Origin of the sequence: Marinomonas mediterranea MMB-1 (assembly GCF_000192865.1) — a bacterium.
Classification (GTDB): Bacteria; Pseudomonadota; Gammaproteobacteria; order Pseudomonadales; family Marinomonadaceae; genus Marinomonas; species Marinomonas mediterranea.
This window is the reverse complement of sequence record NC_015276.1, coordinates 2,937,179-2,964,178: the sequence shown is the minus strand read 5'-3', so window position 1 is coordinate 2,964,178 and position 27,000 is coordinate 2,937,179. Positions and strand designations below refer to the sequence as shown.

Sequence of the window (27,000 nt, the reverse complement as noted above, 5' to 3'; positions counted from 1 at the left end):
ATGTTAATAGCACAGTCAGAAACAATGTCGAAAACCGAAGTTGAATTACGTCAAGAGCTCGCCGCCGCTTATAGATTAGCGGCGATGCTGGGCTGGGAAGATACGTTGTATACCCACTTTTCAATGCGCCTTCCTGGCGACGGTGAACCGAGGTTTTTGATTAATCCCTTCGGCTATATGTTTGATGAAATTTGCGCCAGTGATTTAATCGTCGTCGATATGAATGGGCAGGTAATAGAAGGCAACGCGGACTATAACCCAGCTGGTTTTACCATTCATAGTGCGGTTCATATGGCCAGAGAAGATGCCCATTGTGTTATTCATACCCACACATTGTCTGGAATGGCGGTTGCAGCGTGTGAAAATGGCCTGCTTAACTTGAATCAAATTAGTACCGAGTTTCATAAGCGTGTGGGATATCACGCGTATGAAGGCGTCGCTTTCAATTTAGAAGAGCGTGAACGTATTCAAGCATCATTAGGGCAAAATATAGCTTTAATTTTACGCAATCATGGTTTGTTAAGTGTTGGAGAAACGGTGGCTGATGCTTTTCAAATTATGTATTACCTTAATAAAGCCTGTGAAATTCAGCTCGCAGCAGGTCAAATGGCGTCTTTGTCACCCATTTCTACCATTCCAGATCACCTTGCTGATTATGTTTCTAGCCAGTTTAAAAAGGTGGAGCATGAGCGCCACCTAGTGTGGAAAGCATGGTTAAGGAAGCTCGATCGAATGGATGCTTCTTATAAGGATTAAATATGAGCGCTTATATCCTACTTGCGTCTAATGACAGTGAATTTAACGACGAGCTTATGTTGCACGCAAACCAGTATGAGCCTGATTTCGAATGGGTGCTGCCTGACGATGATCGAGCTTCGTGTGCGACTGTGGCGGCCTGTTGGTTTCCGGATAAAGACTTACTCACTCGATTCCCTAATATCCAGTGTTTGCACTCGTTGGCAGCAGGAGTAGAGCATTTAGGTGAGACACTTTTACATTCTTCATTGCCCATTTGCCGCATTGTTGATGAAGAGCAGAAAGTCGGGATGTTGGAGTATGTGTTGTGGGGTGTGCTCTATTTTCAGCGTGATTTTGATAGGGCGGTCGAAAACCAAAAGCGAAATCATTGGCAGCGTTACCCTCAGAAAAAAGCGGAAGAGATCACAATTGGCATAATGGGGCTGGGTGAAATCGGTGGGTACGTTGCTAATGGTCTTGCTAATCAAGGTTATAAAGTTTCTGGATGGTCTAGAACGGCTAAAAGCTTTGATAATATTCAATGTTTTTCGGGGAACAGTGGACTAGATCGTTTTCTGGAAAATACTCAAATAGTGGTTAATTTATTACCGTTAAATGATTCAACCTATCGGCTTATCAATGAGAGTTTTTTAGATAAGCTTCCTGATGATGCTATGCTGATTAACTGTGGGCGAGGTGGCCATATTTGTTATCAGGATCTTTGCAATGCTCTGTCTAGAGGAACGCTACGAGGCGCTATTTTAGATGTGTTTGACGATGAGCCGTTACAGGAGAGTAATGCGCTTTGGCATACCCCTAATGTACTGATTACGCCACATATGGCATCGGCTTCTTCCTCTCAGGTTCTTGTAAAGCAAGTGATAGACAATACACAGCGTTTTGTTGAAGGCAGAGATCTCATTAATACAGTGGGTTATGCTGATTAAGCGCTAAGGTCGCGCAATCGAGATTGCGTCGAATTGACTTTTTCGGGGGCGAGAGGGTAGAAGGGGCTGGGCTAGTACAGATGAGTATTCGTGAAAGCTAGGACACATTTTAAGCTCGTTCCCCTAGGGAAGCTGGAACATACAGTTTCAAGTAATTGTACCCAAAAAACACACCAGTCTGTTTGATTCATTTTAAGGTAAGGGTGTTCCAGCAAGTCGATTGAGGAGTACCTGATCTAGTTCTAAACTCTGTGGAGATGCAGAGCCAGTTCTAAGATTAGGTATCAAGCTAGTGGAGAATCGTAAGCCCCTGCTTCGTATTTTGCTTTTATGGCCTGCGTTGCTATGGCATTACCATTCGAGTGTTGATTTCCCCCTCGATTTCCACCTTGGTCCTTCTTCATCAATCCGCCATATTGCTCATGACTGCCATGCTTTCTTAGCAGATTCTGTCTTGTCGCTTTATCCAAGGATAGCCACCATTTCTCAAATGGTTCTCTTCCCACCGTAATTGCAGTAACATTGGTCGATTTACACTCCTTGCACTTCTTTGGTGGTTTTCCTAAGCCTGTATTCCCACAGTTATTACACTGCCATTGATTTTTTTTATCTGAGGTTTTTTTCATCAATTGTATTGAGTTGATTGTATTAATATGTGTTTTTTGAAAAGGATGCTTTATTGCCAAAGCTATATTACTTACATAACTTGATTTACTTAGACCACATACTGCTTGCCTCGTTTTATTTTCCTGTTTTCTCTCGACTTTTACATACATGTCTTGATCCTCCTTATCCCATCCGCCCAGTGTCATGAGCATGATATACGTATATGATGTGGCGTCCCAAGTCTTCATCGTAAGTACAGTTGTAACTAATATTTCCGTACACTGCATAACCCGTTTGCTGTCCATCACCAACTAAAATTGTTTGATTCTGACCAACACGTATTTGCGACTGGTTATCCCATAAATATTGATCTACTCTTTCTTGATCCATATGTGCAAATGCCCTATCGGAGTATCTTATTTCAGCCCTATCGTAATACTCGTGAGATAAGCGTTGAATTACATCCTGAGAACGGCTTTCGATTGCCCGAGATTTAGCAGTCATTATTGTTTGAGTGCAATTTATCGGAGCTTCGTCTATGTTTTTTTGAGCCACAGACCCTAGTCCATTATTTACAAACCCAAAACGTTGCTTTATACCATTCCTTTTTTGAATAGCTGATGTAGCAATAGCCCTTCTATTCTTATTTGATCTTTCTACTTGTGTATACATGTCTCATTCCTTTTAAGTCGGATTTTGCCACTTGTTATAGGCTTTATTTCATTGCCTATAACAACCTCGTGAACACCACTGTGGTCTTGATTAAAACTGCCTACTCCTTTAACCCTTGTTTCAGCTGTTCAAACACGCTCTTCCTACGCCCATTGTACTGTTCTGTGCGGCGGTGAACTCTTTTTCAACACCTTACCGTCCAATGGCGTCACTCAGCTCTACGATCATTCTGTATGTGTTTTTTTTCTGTATTTTGACTATAGAAAAATACAAATTCGGCCGCTTGGTAAAACCTAGATTTTGTTTGGTAAAACTTAGGGCCTTGTTGATCAGGAGGCTGCCCTCTAGGGTGAGCGTGTAAAAGGTAGGAACAGTCTTGGCCATGTAAGCTAGAAAATAGAAGGGAAGTTTTTCTCGAAGGGATCTGAAATTGTCTGTCTGCTTCGTGTTGCTAAGTTAATAAGTATAAAAGCACTATAAACTGTTTCCAAAGTGCAGTTTATAGTGCTTTTAGGAGGTATGGACGGACAGAATAGTCCGCTAGAGACCGTTAAAGGCCTGCTGGTATTTTTAGTGCTTCGTCATGATGTGTCGCACTACGGTGTAGTCTTCCAGTCCATACATAGACATATCCTTTCCGTAACCTGAGAGTTTCATTCCACCATGGGGCATTTCGGTAGCGAGTAACATATGGGTGTTGATCCAAGTACAGCCGTATTGTAAGCGAGCGGCCAAACGCGCCGCGCGGCCGGTGTCCTGAGTCCACACGGAAGAAGCTAGACCGTATTTTGAATCATTGGCGAACAGGAGAGCTTGTTCTTCTGTGTCAAATGCGGTGATGGAAATGACGGGGCCAAACACTTCTTCTTGGACGATTTCATCGTCCTGTTTCGTATGGGCTATGACGGTTGGCGCGTAGAAATAGCCGTCTCCCGGTATGGGGTGCCCGCCGGTGGTGATCTCTATGTGGTTAAGTGCTCTTGCGCGATCCACCATGTCACATACTTTTTGGAAATGCTGTTGGCTGATGAGTGGCCCCATTTCGGTGTCTTCTTGATAAGGGGTGCCGACCTTGATGGAGGAGACGGCTTCGGTAATGCGGCTAACCAGTTCGTCGTAGCGGCTTTTTTGCACATAAATCCGACAAGCCGCGGTGCAATCTTGTCCGGCATTGTAGAAGCCAAAGGCGCGTATGCCGTCAATCACTTCGTCCATATCGGCGTCTTCAAACACCAATACAGGGGCTTTTCCGCCCAGTTCCATGTGTAAGCGCTTCATGTTGTCGGTACTGGATTGGGCAATTTTTTGTCCCGTGGCGATGGAGCCTGTTAAGGAAATCATTCTGATTTTGTCGCTGTTGCTTAGGGTTGCGCCGACCGATTGACCAAGTCCGAAGACGATATTAACGACACCAGCAGGGAATATTTTGTTCAGGATTTGAGTGAGTTTTAGGGTGGTTAACGGGGTAATTTCAGAGGGCTTCAGTACTGCGGTATTGCCAGCGGCCAAAGCGGGCGCCAGTTTCCAGGCGAGCATCATTAGGGGGTAGTTCCAAGGTGTAATGGAGGCGGTTACGCCAATCGGGTCACGGCGTATCATTGAGGTATAACCCGCCATATATTCTGCGGACGCGGAACCCGTTAAGCAGCGACAGGCGCCGGCAAAGTAGCGAAACGTATCGGCAATGGCGGGGATTTCGTCGTCTAACATGGCGAGATATGGCTTGCCTGTGTTGTCGCATTCGAGTCGGGCGAGAGCTTCACCTTCGTCTTCTATGGCATCGGCCAGTTCTAATAGGTATTGCGCGCGGTCTTTCGGAGTGGTTAGTGACCATGTCTGGAAAGCGTTTTCAGCGGCCTCAATGGCTTCGTTAACCTGATCTGGTGTGGCTTCGGCAATGCTGGTCAGCACTTGCCCAGTGGTTGGGTTGTGGATGTCGATTGGTTGTCCTTTTCCTAAAACGAGCTGACCATTAATTAATAGTGTATTTTGCATGTTAGTTTCCTTGGTTGGCGTAGTTCAAGTGTGTTGTTTAGAGCCACTGTGCTTTGACTATGTGCTTTGGATATGTGCTTTGGCTTGTTTGGTCGACAAGGTCGTTTGAACGTGTCGTCGTGCTCATTTCTGGCTCCCTTCTACGGCTTCCCCTTGGTTTGTCATTCTATAGGCAAGCAAGACAGGAATCATAGTCATCAGCATGACGAACAGGGCGACCACATTGGTAATGGGCACGTCGCGAGGACGGGTCAATTGGTTGAGCAGCCACAGAGGCAGAGTGTTGTCATGACCAGCGGTAAAGGTGGTCACAATGAGTTCATCAAAGGACAGGGCAAAAGCCAGCATTCCGCCCGCGAGTAGAGCAGAACTCAGGTTGGGCAGTACTATGTAGCGAAAGGTCTGCCAGCCATCGGCACCTAAATCCATTGAGGCTTCAATTTGGCTATAAGAGGTTCTTCGTAACCGCGCCACGACATTGTTGTACACCAAGACCACACAAAATGTAGCATGACCGATGACAATGGTGAGCAATCCCGGTTCAATATCGAGCGCTTTAAAAGTGCTGAGTAAAGCGATGCCAGTGACGATTCCGGGCAAGGCGATCGGAATAATAAAGATTAAGGTTAAGGTGCTTTTGCCAATGAACTGACGGCGATACATGGCCGCTGCCGCCAAGGTGCCCAACACCAGAGAAATGAGTGTTGCGAGGGCGGCGACTTGCAGAGATAAGCCTAGTGCTTGAAATATATCGGCGCGCTGCGCGGCGGCGGCAAACCAATGCAGGGTAAAGCCTTGCGGGGGAAAACTAAACGCCGATTGTTCGGTATTAAAGGCGTACACCACAATAATAAGTATCGGAAAATGCAGTAAGAACAGCCCGCAATAGGCGGTTGCGCTTAACCATTTTGGGGCAGTGTGATTAAAGTGCATCGAAGGCTCCTAAGCGTTTTGCGAGACGAAGGTAAATGGCAATCAATAGGATGGGCACCAGAGTAAAGGTTGCCGCCATCGGCATATTGCCAATAGAACCTTGCTGAATGTACACCATGTTACCAATGTATAACCCCGGCGGTCCGACCAGTTGTGGAATGATGTAATCGCCAAGGGTAAGGCAAAAGGTAAAAATGGAGCCCGCCGCGATGCCTGGTACGGTCAGTGGCAGAATCACATGCCAGAAGGTTTTCAATGGCGTTGCGCCTAGGTCGGCTGAGGCATTTAGCAGTGAGCTTGGTAAGCGCTCTAATGAGGCTTGAATGGGCAAGATCATAAAGGGTAGCCAAATATAGGAAAACACCATAAAGCGCCCAAGGTAAGAGGTGGATAGGGTGTTGCCGCCGATGATGGATAGGCTGAGTAAATAGTCCAATACCTCACTTAAATGCAGCAAATGAATGAGCCATTGCAACACCCCATCGTTGCTCAATATGAGCGTCCACGCATAAGCCTTAACTATGTAACTGGTCCACATTGGCAACATTACGGCAAGGTAGAAAAAAGCTTTGGTTCTGCCTTTGGCATAGCGAGCCATATAATAGGCGATGGGGAAGGCGAAGATGGCGCTAAACACGGAGACGCAGATGGCCATGCTGACGGTACGTACTATGATGTCGTAGTTGGCGGGCTCAAAAAGTTGCCAGAAATTATCTAGGGTCAGATCCGGCACCACTGTCATGGTGAAGTCATCGAAGGTATACAGGCTTTGCCAAAGCAGGTTAAGCAATGGCGCAATGTATATGATGCTAAACCACAAGACGGGCGCGATGAGCAGGCAGCCTAAAAAGAGGTTTGGATGAAGATGCAAGGTGTCTGCGGTCGACCTTAACATTCTCTGTAACTGGTTACGCATGCGTGTGGGATGCGTGTTCGACAAGATCATGACTTGGCTCCATCAAGTTGTACCATGGCAGAAGGGAGCCAGCTTAATGACACCCTTGTACTTAGGTTTAATGGACGGTCTGCCAGGGCATTGGTGTGCTGAGCGCTTAGCTGTTCTCCAGTGTCCAGTGTGACGTTAAAGCGAGTGCTGGCACCGTGGTAAAGAATCTCGCTAATAGTGCCTTGGACACTGAGCCTATCTGGATGACTGGTCGTGCTTGGATTCATCTGGACCGGATCAAGCTGGATATGCTCTGGACGGATGGAAAAAGTGCGCGCACTCTCCGTTAAACGCAGGGCAAGTTGCTCAGCAATAATGTTGGTGGAGCCAACAAACTCGGCGACAAAACGGGTTTTGGGCGCATTGTACAGCGCTTTTGCGGTGTCCACTTGTTCGATTTTTCCCCGATTGAATACCGCAACTCGGTCGGACATAGACAAGGCTTCGTTTTGGTCGTGGGTGACGAAAATAAAGGTAATGCCGAGTTGCCGTTGCAGGCTTTTTAATTCGGTTTGCATTTGCTCTCGTAATTGTTGGTCAAGGGCCCCCAGTGGTTCATCAAGCAACAGCACTCGTGGGCGATTGACTAAGGCTCTAGCCAGAGCGACACGTTGCCGTTGTCCGCCTGATAGTTGGGCGGGCGTGCGCTTTCCGTAGGATGATAGGGACACCATGTCGAGGGCTTCTTGCGTTCGGGCTTTGCGTTCTGGTTTCGGTACGCCTTTGACCATTAAGCCGTAGGCGACATTCTCTTCAATGGTCATGTGGGGGAACAAGGCGTAATCCTGAAAGACGGTATTAACATCGCGTTGATAAGGCGGCAGATGCGCGGCTTCTTGTCCGTGAATCAGGATGCGACCTTGATTGGCTTGCTCAAACCCTGCAATGAGCCGCAGGCAGGTGGTTTTTCCTGAGCCGGAAGGGCCCAACATGGAAAAGAATTCACCTTCTTGAATGTGGATCGAAACGTCATTGACGGCAATCACTTCACCGAATTGACGGGTTACGTTCGAAAGTTCGACCGACGTACTCATAAAATTCCTATTATTGTTTAGTCATTATTGTTAGGTAGTTGTTGCTAAGTATTTGTAACTAGCTATTTGTTACTAGGTAATGATGGCTTGCGTCTCTCGCGTCTAAGAAGCTCAGGTTTGAGAGCTTCAGGTAAGCGAGGTGAATGGTCTATTTGTCACATAATAGACCATTCACCATCTGAGCTAGCGCCCGCCCATGATGGCAATGTAATCCTTAGTCCAACGACTGTAAGAAACACACGTGCCTTCGGCATCGCATTTGGATCGTGGGGTTTTCCAGAAGGTGACTTTATTGAAGTCGTTGTAGCCGTTTGTCTGGCAACCTTTGGCACCCAGTAATGGGTTGTTGTCACAGGCTTGTGGAACCGCCGGAACGGAGCCAAACCAGGCGGCCAAATCGCCTTGTAATTTTGGTGTGATCGACCAGTTTAGCCATTGGTAGGCACATATTGGGTGTTTGGTGTCGGTGGCCAGCATGGTGGTGTCGGCCCAGCCAGTGACGCCTTCTTTCGGTACTGTGGTGGCAATGGGTTCGCCTGAGGAAATTAATGCATTGGCTTGGAATGGCCAAGCGCTGGAAGCTGCAACGCCCTCGTTTTTGAAGTCACTCATTTGTACGTTGTAGTCATGCCAATAGCGGTGGATCAAGCTGTGTTGTTGACGCAGCAGGTCAAGCACAGCGGCATATTGGGTTTCGTTCAGTTCATAAGGGTCTTTGATGTTCAGTTCTGGGCGCGTGGCTTTTAAGTATAGCGCGGCATCGGCGATGTAAATCGGACCGTCGTAAGCTTGAACTCGTCCTTGATTGGACTTGCCATCTGGTAGAGTCATGGGTTCAAAGACCACCTTCCAACTGATGGGAGCGGATTTGAAAACCTGAGTGTTGTACATAAGAAGGTTGGGACCCCATTGGAAGGGAACACCGTAATGTTGACCATTGACGGTAAACCAAGGGGCATTTTTTAAGCGCGGGTCTAAGGTGTCCCAAGCGTTGATTTTGTTGATGTCGATCGGTTGAACGCGTTTGCCATAGATGAGCCTGAGTGATGAGTCCCCTGATGCGGTCACCAGGTCGTAACCGCCTTTGGCCATGAGGCTGACCATTTCATCTGAGGTAGAGGCGGTTTTCACATTGACGGAACACCCTGTGTTTTGTTCAAACTGGGTGACCCAATCGTAGGCGGGGTCTGTCTGGCCGCGTTCGATATATCCTGGCCAGGCGATAATGTTGACTTCGCCTTCGCCGGAGGCAGCGAAGACGTTAGCTGATAAGCCTATCCCACATGAGAGGAGACTGAGCAGGGCGGTTTTAGCGTTAAAGCGTGAAGCAATCATAGGCAGTCCTTCATAGTTCGTTTTTGTCAGCGTTCGTTTAAATCAAGCACTAGTGAGTGTTGCTTTTGGTGCTTGATTCGTCGTCAAAGTGAATTCAAAGGTTTAAATGCATGCTCAGAGGCATGGTCAAGTAAATGAATAAAGTATGCGAATTTTGCTCACTTTGTGCTTATCAGAATATCCATCCTTAAAAAGTCATAGCAAATACAAAATAAAGAACTTAGCTATCGATAAAAGCGATAACAGATCGAACTCTTTTGTGATATATCTGTTAATAGTGTGACGTTAAAAAGGAAAAAACGTGTGTTTTCAAATTTTTATAACCTCATTTACAGCCATAGACTAATTAGAAGGTAAGGGGAATATCAGCATGATGTCGCTTAGGCAAATTCGTTATTTTATTGCGATTGCGGAAACCGGGTCGGTCTCGGCGGCAGCCAGTGCGGTGTATATTTCTCAGTCCACGCTCACGACGGCCATTAAGCAATTGGAAGAAGAGCTCGGGGTGGGGTTATTTGAGCGCCACGCCAAAGGCATGGAACTGACTCATTTGGGGCATCAGTTTTTGCGGCAGGCGTATCTGATTATGGGCTCGGTTGAGAATGCCAAGCGGAGCTTGCAACAAAGTACTGATGATATCGCTGGCGTACTGAACGTGGGCGTCACCAGTATGGTCGCGGGCTATTATCTGGCGGATTTAGTGGCGCATTTTAAACGTGTTTATCACAATATTTCAGTGCGTGTGGTGGAAGACGAACGCGAATACATCGAACACCTTATTATTGGCGGTGAGCTGGATGTGGCGGTGCTGATGTTGTCTGATCTGGACAACCATTTCGCTTTTAATACAGAGGTGTTGACCTATTCTCGTTACCATATCTGGCTGCCACCAGAGCATGCGTTGCTGAAAGAAGAATCGTTGAACATGAAAAGTGTGCTTGAAGAACCGCAGATATTGTTGTCAACGGATGAAATGGAGCGGCGCATTCGTACGATCTGGGAGGCGCAAAATGGCCTGCCCAATATTGCTATGAAAAGCAGCTCAGTGGAAGCCGTGCGGAGCTTTGTGTCGGCTGGCATGGGAGTGGCCGTGATGCCGGAGATGGCTTATCGTCCTTGGTCTGTTGAGGGCGATCGGGTGGAAGCAAAACAAATACTCGATGTCTCGAATACCTTGGATATTGGGCTCTTATGGCGCCGAGGCGGTGTTAGAAATGAGCTTATCAATCATTTTATTGAGGTGGCGAGAGAGTCTATTTCTCAGCCCACATTTTCTGCTTAACCTGCTTGGTGAATACTATGACAGATGCATCTAGCTCGCCTAAATCGACCTCTTCTACAGCCCCACATTTGACCACTCAGATGCTTATTAATGGTGAGTTACAGGCAGGAGAAGGGCACTTAGAAACTGTGATCAACCCAGCCAATGCTGAGCATATTGTGCGCATTGCAGAAGCCTCGAACAAACAAATAGACGACAGTGTGAAGGCGGCTGAGATGGCTGCTAAGCTTTGGTCGAAGACGACACCGGCGGAGCGGGCTGGGTATTTGTTACGACTCGCCGATACGATCGCAAAAAATGCCGGTTATTTGGCGGATTTAGAAGCCTTGAATTGTGGTAAGCCACGGCATCTGGTTGAGCGAGATGAAATTTCTGCGGCGGTTGATGTGTTTCGTTATTTCGCGGGGGCGGTACGCTGTCGTCCCAGTACCGCAGCGGGGGAGTATTTTCCCGGTAATACCAGTATGACTCGAATGGATCCCGTTGGCGTTGTGGCTGCGATTGCCCCATGGAATTACCCTTTAATGATGTTGGCGTGGAAACTCGCGCCTGCCTTGGCGGCGGGTAACACCGTGGTGTTTAAACCATCTGAGCAAGCACCTTTGACGACCTTGGCATTTGCTCAGTGGGTAAGTGATATTTTGCCTCCTGGTGTGGTAAACATTGTTTTTGGACGGGGCGAAAGTGTTGGTAACGGCTTGATTAAGCATCCGGGAATTAGGATGGTGAGTTTGACGGGGGACATTTCAACAGGGCAAAAAGTGTTGCAAGCGGCTTATCGAACGGTCAAAAGGACGCATTTGGAGTTGGGCGGCAAAGCGCCAGTGATTGTATTGGACGACGCGGATTTGGCGAAGGTCGTGCAAGGGGTAACCGAGTATGGTTATTACAATGCTGGACAAGACTGCACCGCGGCCTGCCATGTTTATGCTGAAAAGGGCATTTATGAAAAATTGATGGCAGAGCTACAGGCAAGTGTGTCCCGCTTGACGTTTAATGACCCAGACGATGCGAAAAACGATTTAGGCCCTTTGATTACCGAACGACAACGCAACAGTGTGGCCAGTTTTGTCGAGCGTGCCGATGAATTGCCTCATGCTGAAATTGTCACGGGGGGCGCGATTCCTGATGTGGCGGGCTACTTTTATCAACCCACCTTGATTGCTGGCGTTAAGGTAAGTGATGAAATTGTACAGCGGGAAGTATTTGGCCCCGTGGTGTCGGTGACCTGCTGTGATAACGAAGAGCAGGCACTGGCGTGGGCGAATCAATCGGAATATGGCTTGGCCTCGTCGGTTTGGTCGGGCAACATCAAACGCGCTATGCGTCTTGCGTCACAGTTAGAATACGGCTGTACTTGGATTAATAATCATTTTTTATTACCCAGTGAAATGCCCCACGGCGGCCTTAAACGCTCTGGGTATGGCAATGACTTGTCGATGTCGTCGTTGGAGAACTACTCAGTATTGCGGCATATTATGATAAGTCATGATTAGAAAAAGATTGCGTTAGTCATTATTTAGAGAATAAATCAGGAGCGTTTTCATGAGTTTACAACCATTCCATCTAGCGATTCCCGTATACGATGTGCCGTTGGCGAGAGCATTTTACCGCGATGTTTTTGGCTTGGAAGAAGGGCGTTCCGCAGAACATTGGGTGGACTTTAATTTCTTTGGACATCAATTGGTGATTCATCATCACCCCAAAACTCCATCGCAAGAAAATGCAACGACGAATCCGGTGGATGGCCATGATGTGCCTGTGCCGCACTTTGGTGTCGTACTGACGTGGGATCAGTGGGAAGCATTAGCTGAACGACTTAATTCACTTGGTACTCGTTTTGTGATCGAGCCTTATGTAAGGTTCAAAGGTCAAGTGGGTGAGCAAGCAACGATGTTTTTGCTTGACCCTTGCGGTAATGCGCTGGAGTTCAAAGCCTTCAAAGATATGGGCCAACTGTTTGCTAAATAATCTTACTTTTTAGCGTTTTTATATCATTTCTGATGGCCATTCGGTCTGTTATTACTCATGTATAAAGTGAAAGGTTAACGTGCTGTCTTGCTTTGAAAGACGGCACGTTAACACGCTTCAATTCTATAGATAAGTCACGTTATTTTTTACTTATTTTCTGCTCTTTTGGTACAAAGTAATGGAGCCGTCATAAAAATTCCTCCTAAAAAAGCATCGTATTTGCGTACCTTTAATTGGTTTGACGGATAAATAGTGTGTTCTCACCGATTTATCCGTTACGAAGCGAATTAGCATGAAAGCTCAACACATAAATAATTCATAAAAGGAATTTAAGATGGATGAGCGCAACGAAGACCTTTATCTTAAAAGTAATGCAAGCAAGTACGAAGAGCTGCTGATTAGAAATGATGAATACCCATTAATTGGCGAATCGATGACAATGGAGCGATTGCGAAATCAAGTATATTTCGCTTCAAATGTTCGATATCCCATTTTCGTCACAGGGGAAGCTGGTACCGAAAAGCGCTCCGTCGCTAGAAAGATTCATGAAATACGTAACCTGCCGATGGACAAATTTATTTTTGTTCCCTCAACCATACATGACGTTAAGGCGTTTAAGCCTTTTTTAGAAAAAAGTATAGAACTTTCTCGTGGAGGTACCTTGTACCTTTCGGAAGTCGATAACCTATCAGCAGAAACGAAAGACTATTTAATGTCGGTTATTTTGGAAGGGGGGCTGGACCTTCTCAGTGGTTCTTCCAAAACACATCTCATTATTTCGTGCTCAAAGCCATTAATTTCAAATGGCGAACAACAGTTTATTGCCAAGCTTTTTGGGTGCTCTATTCCGCACTTAGAGTTAAATGTCGCACCGCTACGAGAGCGAATAGAGGACTTGCCCGCTCAGATAGACCATATTCTTGATAAGGTCTCAGCCGTCAAACCGATTATTCTTAATAAGAGCGCAATGAACTTGTTGCTTGGCTATCATTGGCCTGAAAATGTTGCAGAACTTCAGCGTGTAATATGCGTTCTCGCATCTTGCTACGAAGATGAAGTGACCGTCTCAGATATCCTTTCTACTGGAATTCTAACAATAGAAAATTCTAATACGGACATTGTCGACTCGCTTTTGAAGAATGATCTCACCCCCTTTGAGAATACGCACGTTGCCTTACGAAAAGCCATAAAGCATTTAGCAGAGAACTTTCGAGACCCTCTTTCATTGGAGGACCTCTCTAACGTGTCATTCGCTAGTCCTTCGCATCTTTCCTTTCTATTTCGAACCCATCTAAAGCTGTCTTTTAAATCGTTACTTGTTCAATTAAGAGTGAGGTTTGCTAAGGCGCTTATTGAGTCTTCGCCACAGATGAAAATTACCGACATTTGCCTCCAGTCGGGCTTTGGTGATTTGAGCCACTTCGAAAAAATGTTTAAACGATATGTGAATAACTCCCCACGAGAGTATCGCCGCCAGCTTAGATTAGAGACTGATATCTATGTTTCTAACTACATGAAAAACGCTTGATTATGACGCGATATCACCGAGTTTAAACGGCATATCGCTTTTAATATTAAGCACATAGAGACAAGACAACAGGCGGTGAAAAATGAAAGTCGATATTGAAAAAATGTTAGCTGAGTGGGCACCCGTTAGCTCGCGAGACATGTACTTGAATATGGTTTCTGACTCGTTGGGAAAAGCGTCTGAAAACACCACTCATGCGCAACAACAAATTCAAACGATTACTGTTACAAACACGGCGTTAGGTTCGGGCCTTATCTATTCCATCGCCGCAAAAGGGTCTTAGTGTTGCGATCGATTGGGTTTTGAGGTGCTTATTTCAAGCACCTCGTAAGCAAGAAAGGAGCATCTTATATGCCATTAAATGACGCAGTTACAGATTCTGTAACTCAAGTGAATACTGCCGTAGTTGGTGAGACACCCGCGATGGCTCAAGGAAATCTTATGCTTTCTACGAGTCAGGCAATGGGTTTTGCCGCTCATAACAGTACCGGGGCTAACCAGCAAGCGACGATCGTTTTGCATTCTGCGACAGTTCAAGGGATTAACTCTCTTTTCTCGACTGGTGCTGCAATTGTTGGTCGCAGCTCGGAAGCGATCTTAGAGAAAGAAAAGTAGTAAACGACGTTAACTAAAACGAGGAAAAAATTATGCCAGTAAATGAACAAATCACTGACTCAGTAACACAGGTGAATACAAAAGTAGTTGGTGAAACACCTGCTATGGCAATGGGTAACCTGTTGATGTCTACCAGCCATGCATTAAGTAATGCGGCTCACAACGCAACGGCAGCTCAGCAGCAAGCACAAATTACGATGCAGGCGGCAACAGTGCAAGGGGTTAATTCCTTGATGGCGATCGGCTCATCTGTGATTGGCCGCAGTTCTGAAGGCATCATTGAGAAAGGCTAATCGTCGCTTTTCTTAAGTGTTATTTAGGCTGTGCTACTTAGCTCCAACTGCTATTTAGCTCAAATTTAATGAATAACGACGCATGTAATCTTTAAAGGAGATAAAAATGCCAGTAAATGAACAAATTACCGATTCGGTCACACAGGTAAATACGAAAGTAGTAGGTGAAACACCTGCAATGGCAATGGGTAATCTGCTGATGTCCACCAGTCAGGCGTTAGGAACGTCTGCCCACAATGCGACAGCAGCACAGCAACAAGCTCAAATTACCATGCAGGCAGCAACTGTTCAGGGAGTTAACTCTTTGATGGCGATTGGCTCCTCTGTCATTGGTAGAAGTGCTGAAGGCATTATCGAATAATTTTTATTGATCAAAGAAAACACACTAGAAGGAAAATACTATGCCAGTAAACGAACAGGTTACCGATTCTGTAACACAAGTAAATACCAAAGTTGTTGGTGAAACACCTGCTATGGCGATGGGTAACTTGCTTATGTCGACAGGTCAAGCTTTAGGTACGGCCGCTCACAACGCGACGAACAGTCAGCAACAGGCGCAAATCACTATGCAAGCTGCGACGGTTCAAGGTGTCAACTCGTTGATGTCCATTGGTTCTTCGGTTATTGGCCGAAGTGCAGAAGGCATTATTGAAAAAGACGCGTAACACGCGCGTTTTCGCTTGGCACTCTGGGCACACTGATGTGCGTCCAGAGTGCGATTCGATAAGGAGAAGGGGATGAAAGACTTAAACACACCGCCAGACCAAGACGATTCAGCATACAGCGCAGCGAATCAATCGGTGGCTCAGTCGACAGCGATGGCGCTCGCCGATGCGACGGATAACCTACGTAACCTAAATACTTTGAGTACGACAGCCATCGGTACGGCACTGAGTCAGCTGTTGGAAACAGGCGATACAAAATACATTCAAATTATTGATCATGCCCAAAAAGTTGTCACGAACGGTGCTGAAAACTTCGGTGTAGTGGGCGAAAAAATTTCAAGTGTACTGAGCGAACGAACACCTTAAGTAGGCTATTTGAAGTGATTTCCAGAGGATCTCGCTCTTTTTACTAAAGTCAATTAAGTTTCGCTGAGTGCAGTTAAGGAGCGATGATGAAGCAACAGGATACCCGTTTTCAAAATGAGTTCGAGTATGAACTTCCTCAAAATGCGATGGATGATTTTAACACATTACAGTCGTTTTCAGCGCAGCCAACGACATTGTTAGAAACCACTTTGACCGACACGCTGGGTCTTTCGATGCATAACGCAGTGACCAATCAACAGCAATCGCAAATGACAACGGCAGCGTCCGTTACAAACGCTTGCGCGCGGCTTTTGCAAACCAAGTCTGCGGAGCCTATTAAGGTTGGGAAAGAGGCTAAACATGGAAAGAAGGCGCCTGAAGAGGCGGCTAGCTTTGACGTTAGTTCGTCTTCAGACTCAGAGGATTCGGATGATGTAAATGAGTCAGAAGACACGGAGAAGAAGTCCGGTTTTTTCCGGTTCTTTTTTCGATCTAAAAGGAGTAAATCGTGAGCAATGAAAATGCAATGCACTTTGATGTCGAAGCGCAACTCAAGCAAATCGAGCTGTTTACCGAGGAACAACGAAAAGAAATTGATGCCTTGCTAGAAAGCAATCAAACCTTTCATGTAGACGAAGAACCAACTGAAGCGCCAAGCGTGCAGAGAATTGAGCAGGAAGTTAGTGGCATGATCGATACCATTGAAAGTCAGCTGAATGAAGAAATGGAAAAAATTAATCAGCAGTTGCAATCCCTGCTGCCCAATGAAGTGAAATAGAGGTTCCTATGGCTAAGAAGAAACTTGTAAATGAGCAAATAACGGATTCCATCACGCAAACGAATACTCAAGTCGTGGGCAGCGCTCCCTCAACGGCGATGGGTAATTTTTATACCGCGATGGGGTTAGCAATGTCTAACCTAAACAACAACGCAACGAACTCACAACAGCAGGCTAACATTACCATGCAATCCGCAACGGTACAGGGTGTGAATGGACTTGCAGCAATTGGCACGGCCGTATTGGGCCGTGCCTCAGAGGGCATTGTTGAAAAAGACACGGAGTGATTTTGATTGTGCGCATTGAGGGACGGTTTTCTCTTTGCGCATTTTCTATCTGCCGACCGCTTTTATAGCAAGAGGCTGTGTTGATAGAAAGGCCGTGTTGATAGAGAAACTGTGTGATAGATAGGTCGTTTCGATAGATCGATCACTTTGATAGATAGGCCGTAGCCAGTATGCAGGAGCGACAAATATGAGCGATGACAAATCGAAAGATTTAGAAAATGTATCTAAGATGATCACACAGCTTACCGACTCTGCAATGTCCGACAGCATGGGTCTGCAAATGCAGAATGCGGTCACCATCCAGCAAAGTATGCAAACGATCAGTAATGCATCAACCTCAACCGCTTGCGCTTTGATACTTAGGCAAGGCGGCTAATAAGCTCGCCTCTCTCTTATGGCTGATGAAAGTACCACAGACAAAGCCAAACAGTCGGTTGCGCAATCGACTGCCATTGCCGTTCAAGACGCTGCCGATAACCTTCGTAATCTGAATACCATCAGTACAACTGCCATCGGTGTTGCTTTGTCTCAGCTTATTGCAACGGGCGATCCAAAGTATGTGCAGGTGATACAAGAAGCTCAAAAAGTAATGGAAAAAGGGACCGCCAACTTTGCTGAACTGGGTGGTAAAGCCGCTGAGGTGGCGAAAAAATTTGGCTAAACGTTGAGTAGTAGTCGCAATGGCGGGCGTCAGAAAATTCCATTAAAAACTTGAATTTTAAAAGGTTTTTGCCGCGTTTACATCTCAGGGCAAAGGTAGAGTGTACTTTATGACATTGTCATATTTAACACTCACCAGTTTTGATAACGGAGACATTATGCGATTACTGGACCTTTTTATGAATATTTGGCTTGCCTGCCTAACGTTTTACCTTTTAAATCCCGCTTTTAAAGCTGCTGTCGATTTATTATTGCCTTTTTGACACGTTTTTCCGTCGTAGCAAATGGTCATGTTTATACTTTCAAATAAGCGCCAGTTTGTTGTTGGCGTAATGCTGTGTAATCGATTTCTTCAGTCAAATATAGCTAAATACTCGCTCTTATTGCGCTGCCTGATGAGTTAGGTGAGCAGGCTAATGACATTGAGGAACGCTATAGATGTGCACTGATTTTATGTTACGCACTGACAATCAATTTTATGTAAATGGACGTTCAATGACACGTTCTGAGGAGCTACATTCCAAACTGTTTTTCCGAAAGGCTGGGCATGAATTCAAAGCAAAGGTTCGTCAATATCGTGCACAATATTCTTGGCGCAGCCATTACAGTTTTATGGGGATGAGTGTGTTGGGTCAGGATGCTGTAGTCGATGGCATGAATACAGAAGGCTTATCGGGAGGCGCCTTTTGGTCATCAAAAAGCTCGCTTCTTTCAAGGAATCAATCGGATGATGTGCTCGATAATTTAGATCTCCTACAGTGGGTTCTAAGCCAGTTCTCGACATGTCACCAAGTGATTCAAGCTTTAGGCAAGGAGGCGATTACCGATCGTTCGAAAAATGAGTTTTTTGAGTACCTGGAGCATTCCAATCAGAGTTCGCTGGTGGCGTCTTATGCAGCGACTCAACATGGTATCGATGAGGTAAATGCATTAATAAGCGATCATTGCCAGATGCGCTTTATTCTTTATGATCAAACAGGGCATTCGATTGCGATAGAGTGTATTGAAGGGAAAATAAGAGCGTATAACAATCCTGTCTATCTGTTACCTAGCCCTAAACAGTTTATTCGAACCGCGTTTATGAATCGACTAACGGTCTCTCCCGAGGTGGAGCAAAGGGTAATCGAGTTTAATTTTCATATTCTCAATACGTTCGACTTTGCCAAACAGGTCGATGACAATGGTTTTTCAGAAGAAGAAAATCATGACATTCAATGGGTTGTCAGCAAAGATTTGAGTAACCTTATTTTTTCTGTCTCGTTTCGTGGCGCCGACCAGATGTATTCAATTGACCTTAGAAACGTCAATTGGGATGCTTGGAATGGCATACACTATCAACCTTCTCTGTCGCTTGACTCTATGCCTAAGTCAAAACGAACGGCTGCGTATGCACTTACGTAGTATTATTTTTTTGGTTTTACCTATATAGGTATTAAGTGGACGAGACGCCCACTTTGATTGAGTAGTAATCAACGTATTCGTTTCGTTTTACTACTTTGCATCAATGGCCGCTTTTGAATGCAAGTATTTTGAAAGGACGTCAACGAATTGGTTTATTGCTAGTTCAGCCTCTTGTTCATTAACGATATTGTCGCTGATGTAGGCATCTATCTCCGAACGAATATGCCCGCCGTTTAAATTATCGCGCTCTCGTTGAGTCACAATTGCGTTAATGGCTAAACTAAACGCGAATGGATCTGTCTTGGAATAAATTCGATGTTGGCTGCCACTATTGCTGCTGTTCGGGTAACGAGGAGCAGCGTAAGAAACCATATATGGCTGAGTGGTTGGGTCGTTTCCAATTAACTCTTCACACGAAAATAACACAAAGTCGGTTGAGCGGAAGCGGTCCATGACATTATTGCAAATCGGCAGATCTGCCTCAATTGCCAAATTATAGTCACAGAAAAAGACATCTATCCCGTTAACTAGTCGATTCATCATCGAATCAAATGCTTTCTGAAGTAAATCAGGAAGCGCATCTTCCTCAGGCATTATGTCAAATTCTTTAGATTTGACGGAAAAAGTGTGTTGCCAACGAGCGAGCAATTCTCGTCCCGTTGATGTATCTCTATGCTTGTACGCCGTTTTATAACCACTGTCGAACATATCATCGATATCGGGTTGATCAGTAATAAAAGCATAATGACGTCCATCCGACGCCTCCCCCAAACGAAATAAAAGCTGTCTCATCACGGTCTCCTTGTCAAAATTGGTGCTTCAAGAGTAGATAAAAACAGAAAAAGAAAATCGGGTAAGGCTGGGATAAAAAAGGGGTTATGAATGTTTAGTTTGAGCCTCTGTGAGGGGGAGAGCGATGGGTTAACGCTGTTTTTTTGAATTCATTGATTCGGCGGAAATTGTCTTTTATTAACCTGAGAAGATAAGACTGAGAGACAGTAAATTTGTTCCAGTGGAAATACATATATCACTCTAGTTGGAAAGAAAGGAGACAAGAATAATGGCGCAGAATCCTATACGTATTAAGTCATTGACGCCACAAAAACAGAATGCGAAACGTAATACAGCGCAGGCGAAAGTAGAGGTGCAATTAGCGAAGGTATCGAATGAGTGGGCTGAATTGTTTCAGCAGTCCTATGAAACAGTACGAAAAGAGAGGGTGAACACGAATGGCTAATTCAATTAAGACCAAAGAGATGCAAAATGTCGCGAAGTGCTATCTGAACTTTATTAAGTTGTCTTCCTATAAAAAAATAGAAGAAATAAGTGATGAGTGTGTGAAGACGTTTTCAACGTCTAAGTCTCGGGGACTTGTGCTGGCCGTTCGAGGTTTTATGGGATTCGGTTACGCTTTGTCTGGAAGTATTAACGAAACAAAGTGGTATGCAAATCAAGCAATAGCGAGTTTAGAGTTTGATGATGTTAATAAGCGTTTTAAAGGCGATTTTCCTGTGTATATTCAACAACGAGCAGGCAATCAATGGATTGATTGGAATACTGCGTTACTGAATGCTAAGAATATCACTGATGGTAATTCGTATAATGTATGGTTCTTTTCAAACGGGGTAAAGTGTCTACAGGATATTGAAACGAAGTTAGACTCGTTCACACAACCAAAAGTACAATTTCAAGATAAGGAAACGGCCGGCGATATTGCGAATCATGGCAAGGCATTATTGATAAGCGATGAGTTTAAGCAGCTAAAATTGGCTGTCAAAGGGCTGTGGCCTAGCGCGCTTTCTAGCACCTACCAAGTCTTAAAATATTCTAGAGCATCAGGCGCCAGTTGGAGTAAAGATATTGGCGCCACGCCACTTAGTTTACTGAAGAAAAAGTTTGATTTGGGTCTTACTGACGCTGACAAATCTATATCGAGGTTAAGCGAAGACATAGTGAACGCATTTGGAGAAGTCGTGAATTCTTACGACAATCTGTTGGAAAAAATTGTAACCGGGCAAATGTCTATTCTAGCGGATGACGCTAAATTGACGAAAGGCAGTGCAACTCGCGAGGGTTTCACTGTTACAAAAGACATTAAGTTACTAGCGGTTTTGAAGGTAGCAATAATGAATGATCGGCGTTATATGCTCAAAGACCTTAATACTTTTCATAAATCTTCACAAATGGCGTTAGCATCGGTAGCCGTTTCTGCTTCCGTCACTAATGCCAGCCTCAAGATAATTGGGGGAGTAGTCGGTGTTGGTTTAGATGGCGTGAGACAGATGTTTGAAAACATTGGTTCTGCTGCTGCGGACGTAATGGAAAAAACAGCCACTTTGCCGGTTAAAATTGGTGAAGCAAAAATTGAGTTTTTAGAAACCGAAGTTTCAAGGTTAATTTCTGTTATTGAGACGGTCACTGAAAACTACAAATTGGCATTGGAGTTAGATAAATGAGGGTTCTATTTGTGAACAGAGATTAAGACGAATCAAATTACGCGATCTAATTTTAGATCGCGAATTTAACGTTGGGTCTTTCAGAGAAACAGCCTCCCTTGTCAAGAGGGATTAACTGATACTGAACTGATACTGCCGTACCTGCATTGCTCTGCTTAACTGAAAGACCATTCGTATAAAAACGGTTTATGGATTTTAGTTATCAACAAAGGAGTAAGTTATGGCGCTTTCTGTTCACCCTTCTATTGGTGTTGCCCGACTAGGTAATGCTAATACCGATAATTTTGTATTAAATCCGATGGAGATTGGTGGTCTTCCCTACGAGCATGATGTCGATCTCAAACCTACGACGACAGTCGTCAACTTTAAAGACGAGGCAGGTTGTATACGTCGACAGGGACAAGTGTTTAAAGTGTTTGGTGCGTCAAATGAGGAGCTGACCTTAGATTCGCCGAATGTAAAAAACATCGAATGGACGGTGCATCTAGCGAATAAAAAGGCGGCTTGGTATGAGTTTCGAGAACTAAATGGCAACCTTCTTTATGGGCGAGATAACAGTTATTCGGCGCGGGGTGTACCATGGAGAAATGCAAGTAAAACAGCGTCTAGTGAGCGGCAATCATTAATTATCGACCTAGGTCCGCGTTCAGTCAGCGGTGTAATGGCTACGGTTGAAATCAGTATTAACAATATTCCAGAGACGTATTTACATCCTTCCTATCCCTCTGGTGAGCTCCTACAGGGTTCAAAGCACTTTGAAAGTTTGGGAACCCTGCGTACTGACAGCCAAGGTCGCCTTATTGTATTGGGTGGTTACGGTTTTGCTGGGGGGAATACAGATCTCAGCGGTTATGGTGGTGGAGATGATTGGTATGACGATATTTCCGATGGCTCTGTGACTTGTGTCGTTACTTATAGTGATGACTCATCCGAAACCTCGACGGCTTGGATGGTAGTTGGCTCGCCTGACTTTGCCCCCGAAATTGTGAATATCTCGACACTAAGTGATACCTGTTTCGATGTTGGCGTGAGGAACTTCGACCTTGTTCCAGACATGTACGACAGCGCAACAGGGCATTATAAGTCAGATTATGTTGCCAATTTCGACCGTGATATCTTGCCTATTATTCAGCGTATCAGCCAGTATCAGTGGGTTTCTAATGTCCAATCGATGAGTGGCTTTTTTAGTTTTCAGTTCGATTATCGCGACGGTAGTGCCGCCAACAAGGCGAACCGTATGAAGTACTACAATTACTTCCGACAGCTAGATAACAAGGTAATTGGTGACTATGATCAGCCGCAGCAGGTCTTGATGAGCAGTGAGGTAGAGGGCGATATCTTGCCTTTGATGCCGATGAACTCAGGCAGTAACTCCGTGAGCAGTTCTAACTTTTATGACTTAACGGATAATGTCGTAGAGAAATTTCTTGCTTTGGATGCCACTCAACTCTTTTTGTTAGGGCAATGGGCTGAAGGAGAGTTCACAGCAGGTCCGGCGGACGATTATCCAGTAAGCGACATGGATACCGCAAGCATCGGCAATTGTGTTGGATTGCCTATGTGTCCAGGAATAGAAATGACCTGGAGTTTACAGAACCCCGTGATATACAAAGACGCTTATCAAATTAAACATTATCAGGATAAGGCCTATTTCGATGTGAATGGGCTTACACCTGAACGTGATGAGTGTGAAGAAGAGACGGGCTGTGAACCTGGTGATCTCACTAAGCGCATGGCTTGTCCTTGGCAGGCTGACTTCTTTAACTGCACGATTCAGACCGTCAACTTCAGTGAGCCAAGCGTCAATAAAGCAAGTCAGACGGAAACCGTCACATCTCGTACGCACTATGAATGGGGAAATTTACCGGCAGGCGTCAGTGTACCTGACCAATCGAGTGTGAGTGCGACCAAAAACGTCGATGAGAAAGTGCCTTTGCCGCCAGCTTACTACAGCTACTGGTGGCCACCGCAAAGCCCTTGGGATGTGTTAACTGGTGAACTTGATACTGAAGGCCAGCTGCACAGTCATTTGCCTGCGGGGCAACAAATTAACTATGCCCGTGGCATTAATAGTTACAGTCAGATGGTTGAGCATTGGTCTGCGTTGGCTTTTATTCGAGATCGTAACCAAAATAATGATGGTTTCCCATTCTTTACGGAGACGGAACGAAACCACGAATTGTTCGATTTTAAAGAGGTACTTGTTGGTCAAGTAACGGGCAATAGCGAGGATAATGAGACCAGTCTGCCTGTCTTCTTCATTAATGCCAATAAGGAATCTTTAGAAGGAAAGGGCACTAAAAAAGGTAAGTTGATGGCGTCTTACTTTGAAGAGAGAGCGTTTAGTAAGGTCCGTTCGAGCAACATTCGCCCTCGTTCAGGCACACGGATGCGAGGTTAGCAATGGAATCTTACGATGCTATTGTAATAGGAGGTGGCCCCGCGGGGGCCGCTTCCGCTTTGTCACTACTGACACACCACAACAAAAGGGTGTTGTTATTGGAGCGAGGCGACTTCTCCCAAGCACGCATTGGAGAGCAGGTGTCTCATAGTATTTTCGATTTTTTAGCGTATCTTGATTTGCCCGTTTCTGAGTTTGGAGAATCTTGTTTTTCGCCAAATTATGGGAAAACGAGTCTTTGGGGAAGTTCGATTGAGAGCCATCACCTAAGTATGTTCGCCACTCAAGGGGCAACCTATCAACTAGATCGAGCTGCCTTTGATGAAACCCTGTTAATGGCTTTTGTTGAGCGAGGCGGTACTGTTATCCCTCGTTGTAAGCAGATGAAAATTGAGCAGAGTGATTCTGTATGGCAAGTCCAATTTGTTCACCCTGAACAAGGCGAGCAAACGGTTTGCTGTGATTACTTAGTGGACGCGTCGGGAAGGCAAAGCAAGCTTAGTGCGATGCTTGGTGTTGAACCAGTGATGGACGATCAGCTTGTTGGTGTGGGGGCATTTATCCGCAACCCGGATAATGCTTTTGAGCAGCACCAACGTATTGAAAGCTGTGAATATGGTTGGTGGTATATGGCTGGCCTTTCGTCTGAATTGGCGGTCGTTACGTGTTTTACGGATATGGATATTATGCGGGAAATGCGTTTGAACAAGGCTTCTGTCTGGAATCAGTATTTGGCAGAAACCAGCGCGATTGCAGACTGTGTAAAAGGCAGTGAAACAACGCATCCTAAACTATGGGTAAAGCAAGCGCATAGCCAGTATTGCACCTCTGAATTGCCTGATAGGTTTATCGCTGTCGGGGATGCTGCTCTTTCCTTTGATCCTGTTTCATCAATGGGCATCGGCTTTGCGATGACCAGTGCCTGTCATAGTACGAGAGCGCTTGTTAGTGATTCTAAGGATGCTGTTCTGCAATACCAGCAAGACATGGCAAGAATATATCAAGAGTACCATGTGACCAAAACACGTATTTATCAACGTGAAAAGCGTTGGCCTAATCAGCTATTTTGGCAACGACGACACGCGTTTTCTGCGTTACAACATGCCTCTTAGCCTTTCAGACAATGAGCTAAACGAAGAGAGCCGACGATTGCCGGAGGCTCCCTTCGTTTATCATAGCTTATGTTTGCTATGCCGAGTGTCTTTGCTCTATTAGTTGTGGGTCTATTAGAATGTCTTTTATGTCTATTTGATAGAATAGAGCGAGGTTATTTGCCGTTCGATATAGTACGTTCATACCTAGTTCAGCGCGCTTGATAGAAGAAATAGAGACATAAATCCCTTTACTGATGCACTGTTCTGCGGCTTTTTCCTGACTGAGCCCTAATCGCATTCTAAGATCCTTTAAGCGTGTTACATCTAGGGCGACGCGTCCATCCATCGTTTTCATTCCGTTTTCTCCATATAGCATGACGTAGCGATCCGATATCTTGTAAAAGAAGCGTAGCGGTTAATTGAGCAGAAGCAAATTACACCGTATTACACTAATCGTTAAATGCTTTGTTTGGATTTACAAGCAGCGACAATGTACATCGCTTATTGCATGATTGACTGAGTCAAAGCATTCCCAAGTATTTATAACGGCGTTTAAGGCGAGCGTTTATACTCAAGACTAATATTTGCAGTCATCATCATGACAAATTGTAAAAGAGCGCTGTTTAGTTCATACCCGTCACGACTAAACTGAAATTTAAAATCTTTGAATGCGGCTTTTAAATCACGATAGTCATCTAGGGTTGTAAGCTTGATGGGAGATGTTCCACCTGGAGTCAGTTTCTTCGCTTCGACCCAATCATGATTAATGGCTATAGGGTCGATGTTTTCGTTTTTCTGGGAGCGAGCAGTATTAGGGTCAATGTCTTCGATTTTCGAGAAATGTATTACATAGTTAAAGGACAGTTTTTTTGTGCCATCGCATGACGACAATTTTTCTAATGCGACGTTTAGAATGGTTTTTCTTGGTGCTATCGCCGAACTGAGTTTCCAATAAGTTATTCTATGTTTGTTGAAATTATCGGCTAGGTTTTTTGTATAAGTAATGGTTTTTCTATTGTCGCTTTCCGCATAGGTATCAGCTTCAAAAAACGAGAAGAAACTTCCTCCTGCGCTAACTTTCCCTCCCGCTCCGATTTCAAATACAGACTCTTCTTTTTTAGAATTGCCACAACCCCATTCGACAGGAGACTTTCTAGATCTCGTCCAGCGAGGGTAATGGTGTGGCATTGAGTCTGGTGTGACGAGGTTGAAATTATAATCAAACTCGGCCTCAGACAGTCGTTTAGTTCTTTCTTTTACATCGTATTTATTGAGTTTTAGATCCAGATAAGGAGCAGGGTAGGTAAGTTCATAACTAAGCTCTTCGTCATCATCGTCTATAGATACCAGAAATTTAGCACCACTTTCAAACTGCTCATTTTTAATCTTTAAGGGACGTTTTAGGTAAGCGATAGGTTTTGTTATATTTTGATATTGGTCGTAGCCTCGTCGAATAATTTCACCTTCCAGCCCGCCTGGAGTAATGACCCTTAGCCTTCTTTTATAGGTATCGTTTATAGATGTTCTGACTTTCATTAGAACGGTACCTGGTTCAAGGAACGCTCTTACATTTTCGGATTTGGACACATAAAGAATATGACTCGTATTGATGACATAGTCGTCGGAGGCCAGTAGAGCAGTGGTGTAAAATAATATAAAGATTGATACGATTTTCTTCATTGTTTCGCCTATTTTTGAACTCTTAGTACTGTTAGATAAGGTACGAATAAGTCTTATGAGCTTCAGTTTTATTAGAGAAACAGCTTAATTAAGGCGAGAGAGAGTAGGAATGTTAATACCTTTCAATCACTCTTAACTAAGATAGGCTGCTTCTTTGAAAGACCCAAAGGAGGCCTACATGGATGTAGGTCATTAGGGCAACGCAGGCGCAGTTGCCGAGTGTGGGCTAAGCTCTCTTTCATTCTTCGTTAACGTCCTTGCCAATATGCTCAATATTGGACGGCGACATTTGTCTCGAGACACTTGCCTCGAACAAA

Annotated in this window: 32 protein-coding genes; 22 read left to right on the top strand and 10 right to left on the bottom strand. The window is 44.9% G+C overall.

The genetic code is table 11. From position 1 onward, the window contains the following. Together MARME_RS13530 and MARME_RS13525 are read left to right on the top strand one after the other, a co-directional pair. Positions 1–756, top strand: a complete 756-nt coding sequence (locus MARME_RS13530; protein ID WP_013661825.1) for a class II aldolase/adducin family protein — start codon at positions 1–3, stop codon at positions 754–756. Positions 757–758: 2 nt separating this feature from the next. Continuing rightward, positions 759–1,685 (top strand): 2-hydroxyacid dehydrogenase, encoded by a 927-nt coding sequence (locus MARME_RS13525; RefSeq protein ID WP_013661824.1) that lies wholly within the window; start codon positions 759–761, stop codon positions 1,683–1,685. 284 nt (positions 1,686–1,969) lie between these two features. Here MARME_RS13525 and MARME_RS13520 read toward each other — a convergent pair whose 3' ends face one another. From MARME_RS13520 to MARME_RS13485, 7 genes are all read right to left on the bottom strand, one after another. Then, positions 1,970–2,461, bottom strand: a complete 492-nt coding sequence (locus MARME_RS13520) for a hypothetical protein (RefSeq protein ID WP_013661823.1) — start codon at positions 2,459–2,461, stop codon at positions 1,970–1,972. A gap of 13 nt (positions 2,462–2,474) precedes the next feature. Next, a complete protein-coding gene (locus MARME_RS13515) occupies positions 2,475–2,963 on the bottom strand; it encodes a hypothetical protein (protein ID WP_013661822.1) in 489 nt (162 codons plus the stop codon). Positions 2,964–3,533: 570 nt separating this feature from the next. After that, positions 3,534–4,958: a gamma-aminobutyraldehyde dehydrogenase gene (locus tag MARME_RS13505; RefSeq protein ID WP_013661821.1), complete on the bottom strand. Its 1,425-nt coding sequence runs from the start codon at positions 4,956–4,958 to the stop codon at positions 3,534–3,536. Between the two features lie 123 nt (positions 4,959–5,081). Further along, on the bottom strand, positions 5,082–5,891 hold the full coding sequence (locus MARME_RS13500; RefSeq protein ID WP_013661820.1) for an ABC transporter permease: 810 nt from the start codon (positions 5,889–5,891) through the stop codon (positions 5,082–5,084). Further along, positions 5,881–6,837, bottom strand: a complete 957-nt coding sequence (locus tag MARME_RS13495; protein ID WP_013661819.1) for an ABC transporter permease — start codon at positions 6,835–6,837, stop codon at positions 5,881–5,883. The genes MARME_RS13500 and MARME_RS13495 overlap by 11 nt, the downstream gene beginning before the upstream one ends. Continuing rightward, the gene (locus tag MARME_RS13490) at positions 6,834–7,871 is read right to left on the bottom strand and encodes an ABC transporter ATP-binding protein (RefSeq protein ID WP_013661818.1); all 1,038 of its coding nucleotides are present in this window, start codon (positions 7,869–7,871) and stop codon (positions 6,834–6,836) included. The genes MARME_RS13495 and MARME_RS13490 overlap by 4 nt, the downstream gene beginning before the upstream one ends. Positions 7,872–8,054: 183 nt before the next feature. Beyond that, positions 8,055–9,206, bottom strand: coding sequence for an ABC transporter substrate-binding protein (locus MARME_RS13485; protein ID WP_013661817.1), 1,152 nt, complete (start codon positions 9,204–9,206; stop codon positions 8,055–8,057). Positions 9,207–9,576: 370 nt separating this feature from the next. Here MARME_RS13485 and MARME_RS13480 point away from each other — a divergent pair, with 370 nt between their 5' ends. The 16 genes from MARME_RS13480 to MARME_RS13405 all read left to right on the top strand — a co-directional run bounded on the left by MARME_RS13480 (position 9,577) and on the right by MARME_RS13405 (position 19,052). Beyond that, on the top strand, positions 9,577–10,488 hold the full coding sequence (locus MARME_RS13480) for a LysR family transcriptional regulator (RefSeq protein ID WP_013661816.1): 912 nt from the start codon (positions 9,577–9,579) through the stop codon (positions 10,486–10,488). Between the two features lie 17 nt (positions 10,489–10,505). Continuing rightward, positions 10,506–11,984: a gamma-aminobutyraldehyde dehydrogenase gene (locus MARME_RS13475; protein ID WP_013661815.1), complete on the top strand. Its 1,479-nt coding sequence runs from the start codon at positions 10,506–10,508 to the stop codon at positions 11,982–11,984. 49 nt (positions 11,985–12,033) lie between these two features. Beyond that, complete coding sequence (locus MARME_RS13470) at positions 12,034–12,459, top strand: VOC family protein (protein ID WP_013661814.1); 426 nt, start codon at positions 12,034–12,036, stop codon at positions 12,457–12,459. Positions 12,460–12,793: 334 nt separating this feature from the next. Then, positions 12,794–13,987, top strand: a complete 1,194-nt coding sequence (locus MARME_RS13465; protein ID WP_013661813.1) for an AraC family transcriptional regulator — start codon at positions 12,794–12,796, stop codon at positions 13,985–13,987. Between the two features lie 82 nt (positions 13,988–14,069). Beyond that, a complete protein-coding gene (locus tag MARME_RS13460) occupies positions 14,070–14,270 on the top strand; it encodes a RebB family R body protein (protein WP_013661812.1) in 201 nt (66 codons plus the stop codon). A 68-nt stretch (positions 14,271–14,338) separates the two neighbouring features. Further along, a complete protein-coding gene (locus MARME_RS13455) occupies positions 14,339–14,602 on the top strand; it encodes a RebB family R body protein (RefSeq protein ID WP_013661811.1) in 264 nt (87 codons plus the stop codon). Positions 14,603–14,634: 32 nt separating this feature from the next. Next, positions 14,635–14,895 (top strand): RebB family R body protein, encoded by a 261-nt coding sequence (locus MARME_RS13450; RefSeq protein ID WP_013661810.1) that lies wholly within the window; start codon positions 14,635–14,637, stop codon positions 14,893–14,895. A gap of 106 nt (positions 14,896–15,001) precedes the next feature. Beyond that, on the top strand, positions 15,002–15,256 hold the full coding sequence (locus MARME_RS13445) for a RebB family R body protein (protein ID WP_013661809.1): 255 nt from the start codon (positions 15,002–15,004) through the stop codon (positions 15,254–15,256). Positions 15,257–15,296: 40 nt separating this feature from the next. Next, the gene (locus tag MARME_RS13440; RefSeq protein ID WP_013661808.1) at positions 15,297–15,560 is read left to right on the top strand and encodes a RebB family R body protein; all 264 of its coding nucleotides are present in this window, start codon (positions 15,297–15,299) and stop codon (positions 15,558–15,560) included. 72 nt (positions 15,561–15,632) lie between these two features. Next, positions 15,633–15,926 (top strand): hypothetical protein, encoded by a 294-nt coding sequence (locus MARME_RS13435; protein WP_013661807.1) that lies wholly within the window; start codon positions 15,633–15,635, stop codon positions 15,924–15,926. Between the two features lie 86 nt (positions 15,927–16,012). After that, positions 16,013–16,438, top strand: a complete 426-nt coding sequence (locus tag MARME_RS13430) for a RebB family R body protein (RefSeq protein WP_013661806.1) — start codon at positions 16,013–16,015, stop codon at positions 16,436–16,438. Further along, positions 16,435–16,704: a hypothetical protein gene (locus tag MARME_RS13425; protein WP_013661805.1), complete on the top strand. Its 270-nt coding sequence runs from the start codon at positions 16,435–16,437 to the stop codon at positions 16,702–16,704. Before MARME_RS13430 ends, MARME_RS13425 begins: the two co-directional genes overlap by 4 nt. A gap of 8 nt (positions 16,705–16,712) precedes the next feature. Next, positions 16,713–16,991, top strand: coding sequence for a RebB family R body protein (locus MARME_RS13420; protein ID WP_013661804.1), 279 nt, complete (start codon positions 16,713–16,715; stop codon positions 16,989–16,991). Positions 16,992–17,178: 187 nt separating this feature from the next. After that, positions 17,179–17,367, top strand: a complete 189-nt coding sequence (locus tag MARME_RS13415; protein WP_013661803.1) for a RebB family R body protein — start codon at positions 17,179–17,181, stop codon at positions 17,365–17,367. 18 nt (positions 17,368–17,385) lie between these two features. After that, a complete protein-coding gene (locus MARME_RS13410) occupies positions 17,386–17,652 on the top strand; it encodes a hypothetical protein (RefSeq protein ID WP_013661802.1) in 267 nt (88 codons plus the stop codon). 437 nt (positions 17,653–18,089) lie between these two features. Continuing rightward, positions 18,090–19,052 (top strand): linear amide C-N hydrolase, encoded by a 963-nt coding sequence (locus MARME_RS13405; protein WP_013661800.1) that lies wholly within the window; start codon positions 18,090–18,092, stop codon positions 19,050–19,052. A gap of 90 nt (positions 19,053–19,142) precedes the next feature. Here the strand turns inward: MARME_RS13405 and MARME_RS13400 are convergent, their stop codons facing one another. Continuing rightward, entirely contained in the window at positions 19,143–19,844 is a 702-nt protein-coding gene (locus tag MARME_RS13400) for a hypothetical protein (protein ID WP_013661799.1), read from the bottom strand. A gap of 268 nt (positions 19,845–20,112) precedes the next feature. Here MARME_RS13400 and MARME_RS22305 point away from each other — a divergent pair, with 268 nt between their 5' ends. The 4 genes from MARME_RS22305 (at position 20,113) to lodB (ending at position 25,021) form a co-directional block, all read left to right on the top strand. Then, positions 20,113–20,289 (top strand): hypothetical protein, encoded by a 177-nt coding sequence (locus tag MARME_RS22305; protein WP_013661798.1) that lies wholly within the window; start codon positions 20,113–20,115, stop codon positions 20,287–20,289. Next, entirely contained in the window at positions 20,282–21,508 is a 1,227-nt protein-coding gene (locus MARME_RS13395) for a hypothetical protein (protein ID WP_013661797.1), read from the top strand. Before MARME_RS22305 ends, MARME_RS13395 begins: the two co-directional genes overlap by 8 nt. Positions 21,509–21,728: 220 nt before the next feature. Continuing rightward, positions 21,729–23,909, top strand: coding sequence for a CTQ-dependent lysine 6-oxidase LodA (gene lodA, locus MARME_RS13390; RefSeq protein WP_013661796.1), 2,181 nt, complete (start codon positions 21,729–21,731; stop codon positions 23,907–23,909). Between the two features lie 2 nt (positions 23,910–23,911). Then, positions 23,912–25,021, top strand: coding sequence for a lysine-epsilon-oxidase maturase LodB (gene lodB, locus MARME_RS13385; protein ID WP_013661795.1), 1,110 nt, complete (start codon positions 23,912–23,914; stop codon positions 25,019–25,021). Positions 25,022–25,097: 76 nt separating this feature from the next. On the opposite strand, the gene MARME_RS13380 is transcribed toward lodB, so the two are convergent. Then, positions 25,098–25,358, bottom strand: a complete 261-nt coding sequence (locus tag MARME_RS13380; protein WP_223294978.1) for an XRE family transcriptional regulator — start codon at positions 25,356–25,358, stop codon at positions 25,098–25,100. A 197-nt stretch (positions 25,359–25,555) separates the two neighbouring features. Further along, entirely contained in the window at positions 25,556–26,683 is a 1,128-nt protein-coding gene (locus MARME_RS13375; RefSeq protein WP_013661793.1) for a hypothetical protein, read from the bottom strand. Positions 26,684–27,000 lie beyond the last annotated feature (317 nt).

Coding starts and splice junctions, on each gene's coding strand:
- MARME_RS13530 (WP_013661825.1), top strand. CDS start 1: ATGTTAATAGCACAGTCAGAAACAATGTCGAAAACCGAAGTTGAATTA.
- MARME_RS13525 (WP_013661824.1), top strand. CDS start 759: ATGAGCGCTTATATCCTACTTGCGTCTAATGACAGTGAATTTAACGAC.
- MARME_RS13520 (WP_013661823.1), bottom strand. CDS start 2,461: ATGTATGTAAAAGTCGAGAGAAAACAGGAAAATAAAACGAGGCAAGCA.
- MARME_RS13515 (WP_013661822.1), bottom strand. CDS start 2,963: ATGTATACACAAGTAGAAAGATCAAATAAGAATAGAAGGGCTATTGCT.
- MARME_RS13505 (WP_013661821.1), bottom strand. CDS start 4,958: ATGCAAAATACACTATTAATTAATGGTCAGCTCGTTTTAGGAAAAGGA.
- MARME_RS13500 (WP_013661820.1), bottom strand. CDS start 5,891: ATGCACTTTAATCACACTGCCCCAAAATGGTTAAGCGCAACCGCCTAT.
- MARME_RS13495 (WP_013661819.1), bottom strand. CDS start 6,837: ATGATCTTGTCGAACACGCATCCCACACGCATGCGTAACCAGTTACAG.
- MARME_RS13490 (WP_013661818.1), bottom strand. CDS start 7,871: ATGAGTACGTCGGTCGAACTTTCGAACGTAACCCGTCAATTCGGTGAA.
- MARME_RS13485 (WP_013661817.1), bottom strand. CDS start 9,206: ATGATTGCTTCACGCTTTAACGCTAAAACCGCCCTGCTCAGTCTCCTC.
- MARME_RS13480 (WP_013661816.1), top strand. CDS start 9,577: ATGATGTCGCTTAGGCAAATTCGTTATTTTATTGCGATTGCGGAAACC.
- MARME_RS13475 (WP_013661815.1), top strand. CDS start 10,506: ATGACAGATGCATCTAGCTCGCCTAAATCGACCTCTTCTACAGCCCCA.
- MARME_RS13470 (WP_013661814.1), top strand. CDS start 12,034: ATGAGTTTACAACCATTCCATCTAGCGATTCCCGTATACGATGTGCCG.
- MARME_RS13465 (WP_013661813.1), top strand. CDS start 12,794: ATGGATGAGCGCAACGAAGACCTTTATCTTAAAAGTAATGCAAGCAAG.
- MARME_RS13460 (WP_013661812.1), top strand. CDS start 14,070: ATGAAAGTCGATATTGAAAAAATGTTAGCTGAGTGGGCACCCGTTAGC.
- MARME_RS13455 (WP_013661811.1), top strand. CDS start 14,339: ATGCCATTAAATGACGCAGTTACAGATTCTGTAACTCAAGTGAATACT.
- MARME_RS13450 (WP_013661810.1), top strand. CDS start 14,635: ATGCCAGTAAATGAACAAATCACTGACTCAGTAACACAGGTGAATACA.
- MARME_RS13445 (WP_013661809.1), top strand. CDS start 15,002: ATGCCAGTAAATGAACAAATTACCGATTCGGTCACACAGGTAAATACG.
- MARME_RS13440 (WP_013661808.1), top strand. CDS start 15,297: ATGCCAGTAAACGAACAGGTTACCGATTCTGTAACACAAGTAAATACC.
- MARME_RS13435 (WP_013661807.1), top strand. CDS start 15,633: ATGAAAGACTTAAACACACCGCCAGACCAAGACGATTCAGCATACAGC.
- MARME_RS13430 (WP_013661806.1), top strand. CDS start 16,013: ATGAAGCAACAGGATACCCGTTTTCAAAATGAGTTCGAGTATGAACTT.
- MARME_RS13420 (WP_013661804.1), top strand. CDS start 16,713: ATGGCTAAGAAGAAACTTGTAAATGAGCAAATAACGGATTCCATCACG.
- MARME_RS13415 (WP_013661803.1), top strand. CDS start 17,179: ATGAGCGATGACAAATCGAAAGATTTAGAAAATGTATCTAAGATGATC.
- MARME_RS13410 (WP_013661802.1), top strand. CDS start 17,386: ATGGCTGATGAAAGTACCACAGACAAAGCCAAACAGTCGGTTGCGCAA.
- MARME_RS13405 (WP_013661800.1), top strand. CDS start 18,090: ATGTGCACTGATTTTATGTTACGCACTGACAATCAATTTTATGTAAAT.
- MARME_RS13400 (WP_013661799.1), bottom strand. CDS start 19,844: ATGAGACAGCTTTTATTTCGTTTGGGGGAGGCGTCGGATGGACGTCAT.
- MARME_RS22305 (WP_013661798.1), top strand. CDS start 20,113: ATGGCGCAGAATCCTATACGTATTAAGTCATTGACGCCACAAAAACAG.
- MARME_RS13395 (WP_013661797.1), top strand. CDS start 20,282: ATGGCTAATTCAATTAAGACCAAAGAGATGCAAAATGTCGCGAAGTGC.
- lodA (WP_013661796.1), top strand. CDS start 21,729: ATGGCGCTTTCTGTTCACCCTTCTATTGGTGTTGCCCGACTAGGTAAT.
- lodB (WP_013661795.1), top strand. CDS start 23,912: ATGGAATCTTACGATGCTATTGTAATAGGAGGTGGCCCCGCGGGGGCC.
- MARME_RS13380 (WP_223294978.1), bottom strand. CDS start 25,358: ATGAAAACGATGGATGGACGCGTCGCCCTAGATGTAACACGCTTAAAG.
- MARME_RS13375 (WP_013661793.1), bottom strand. CDS start 26,683: ATGAAGAAAATCGTATCAATCTTTATATTATTTTACACCACTGCTCTA.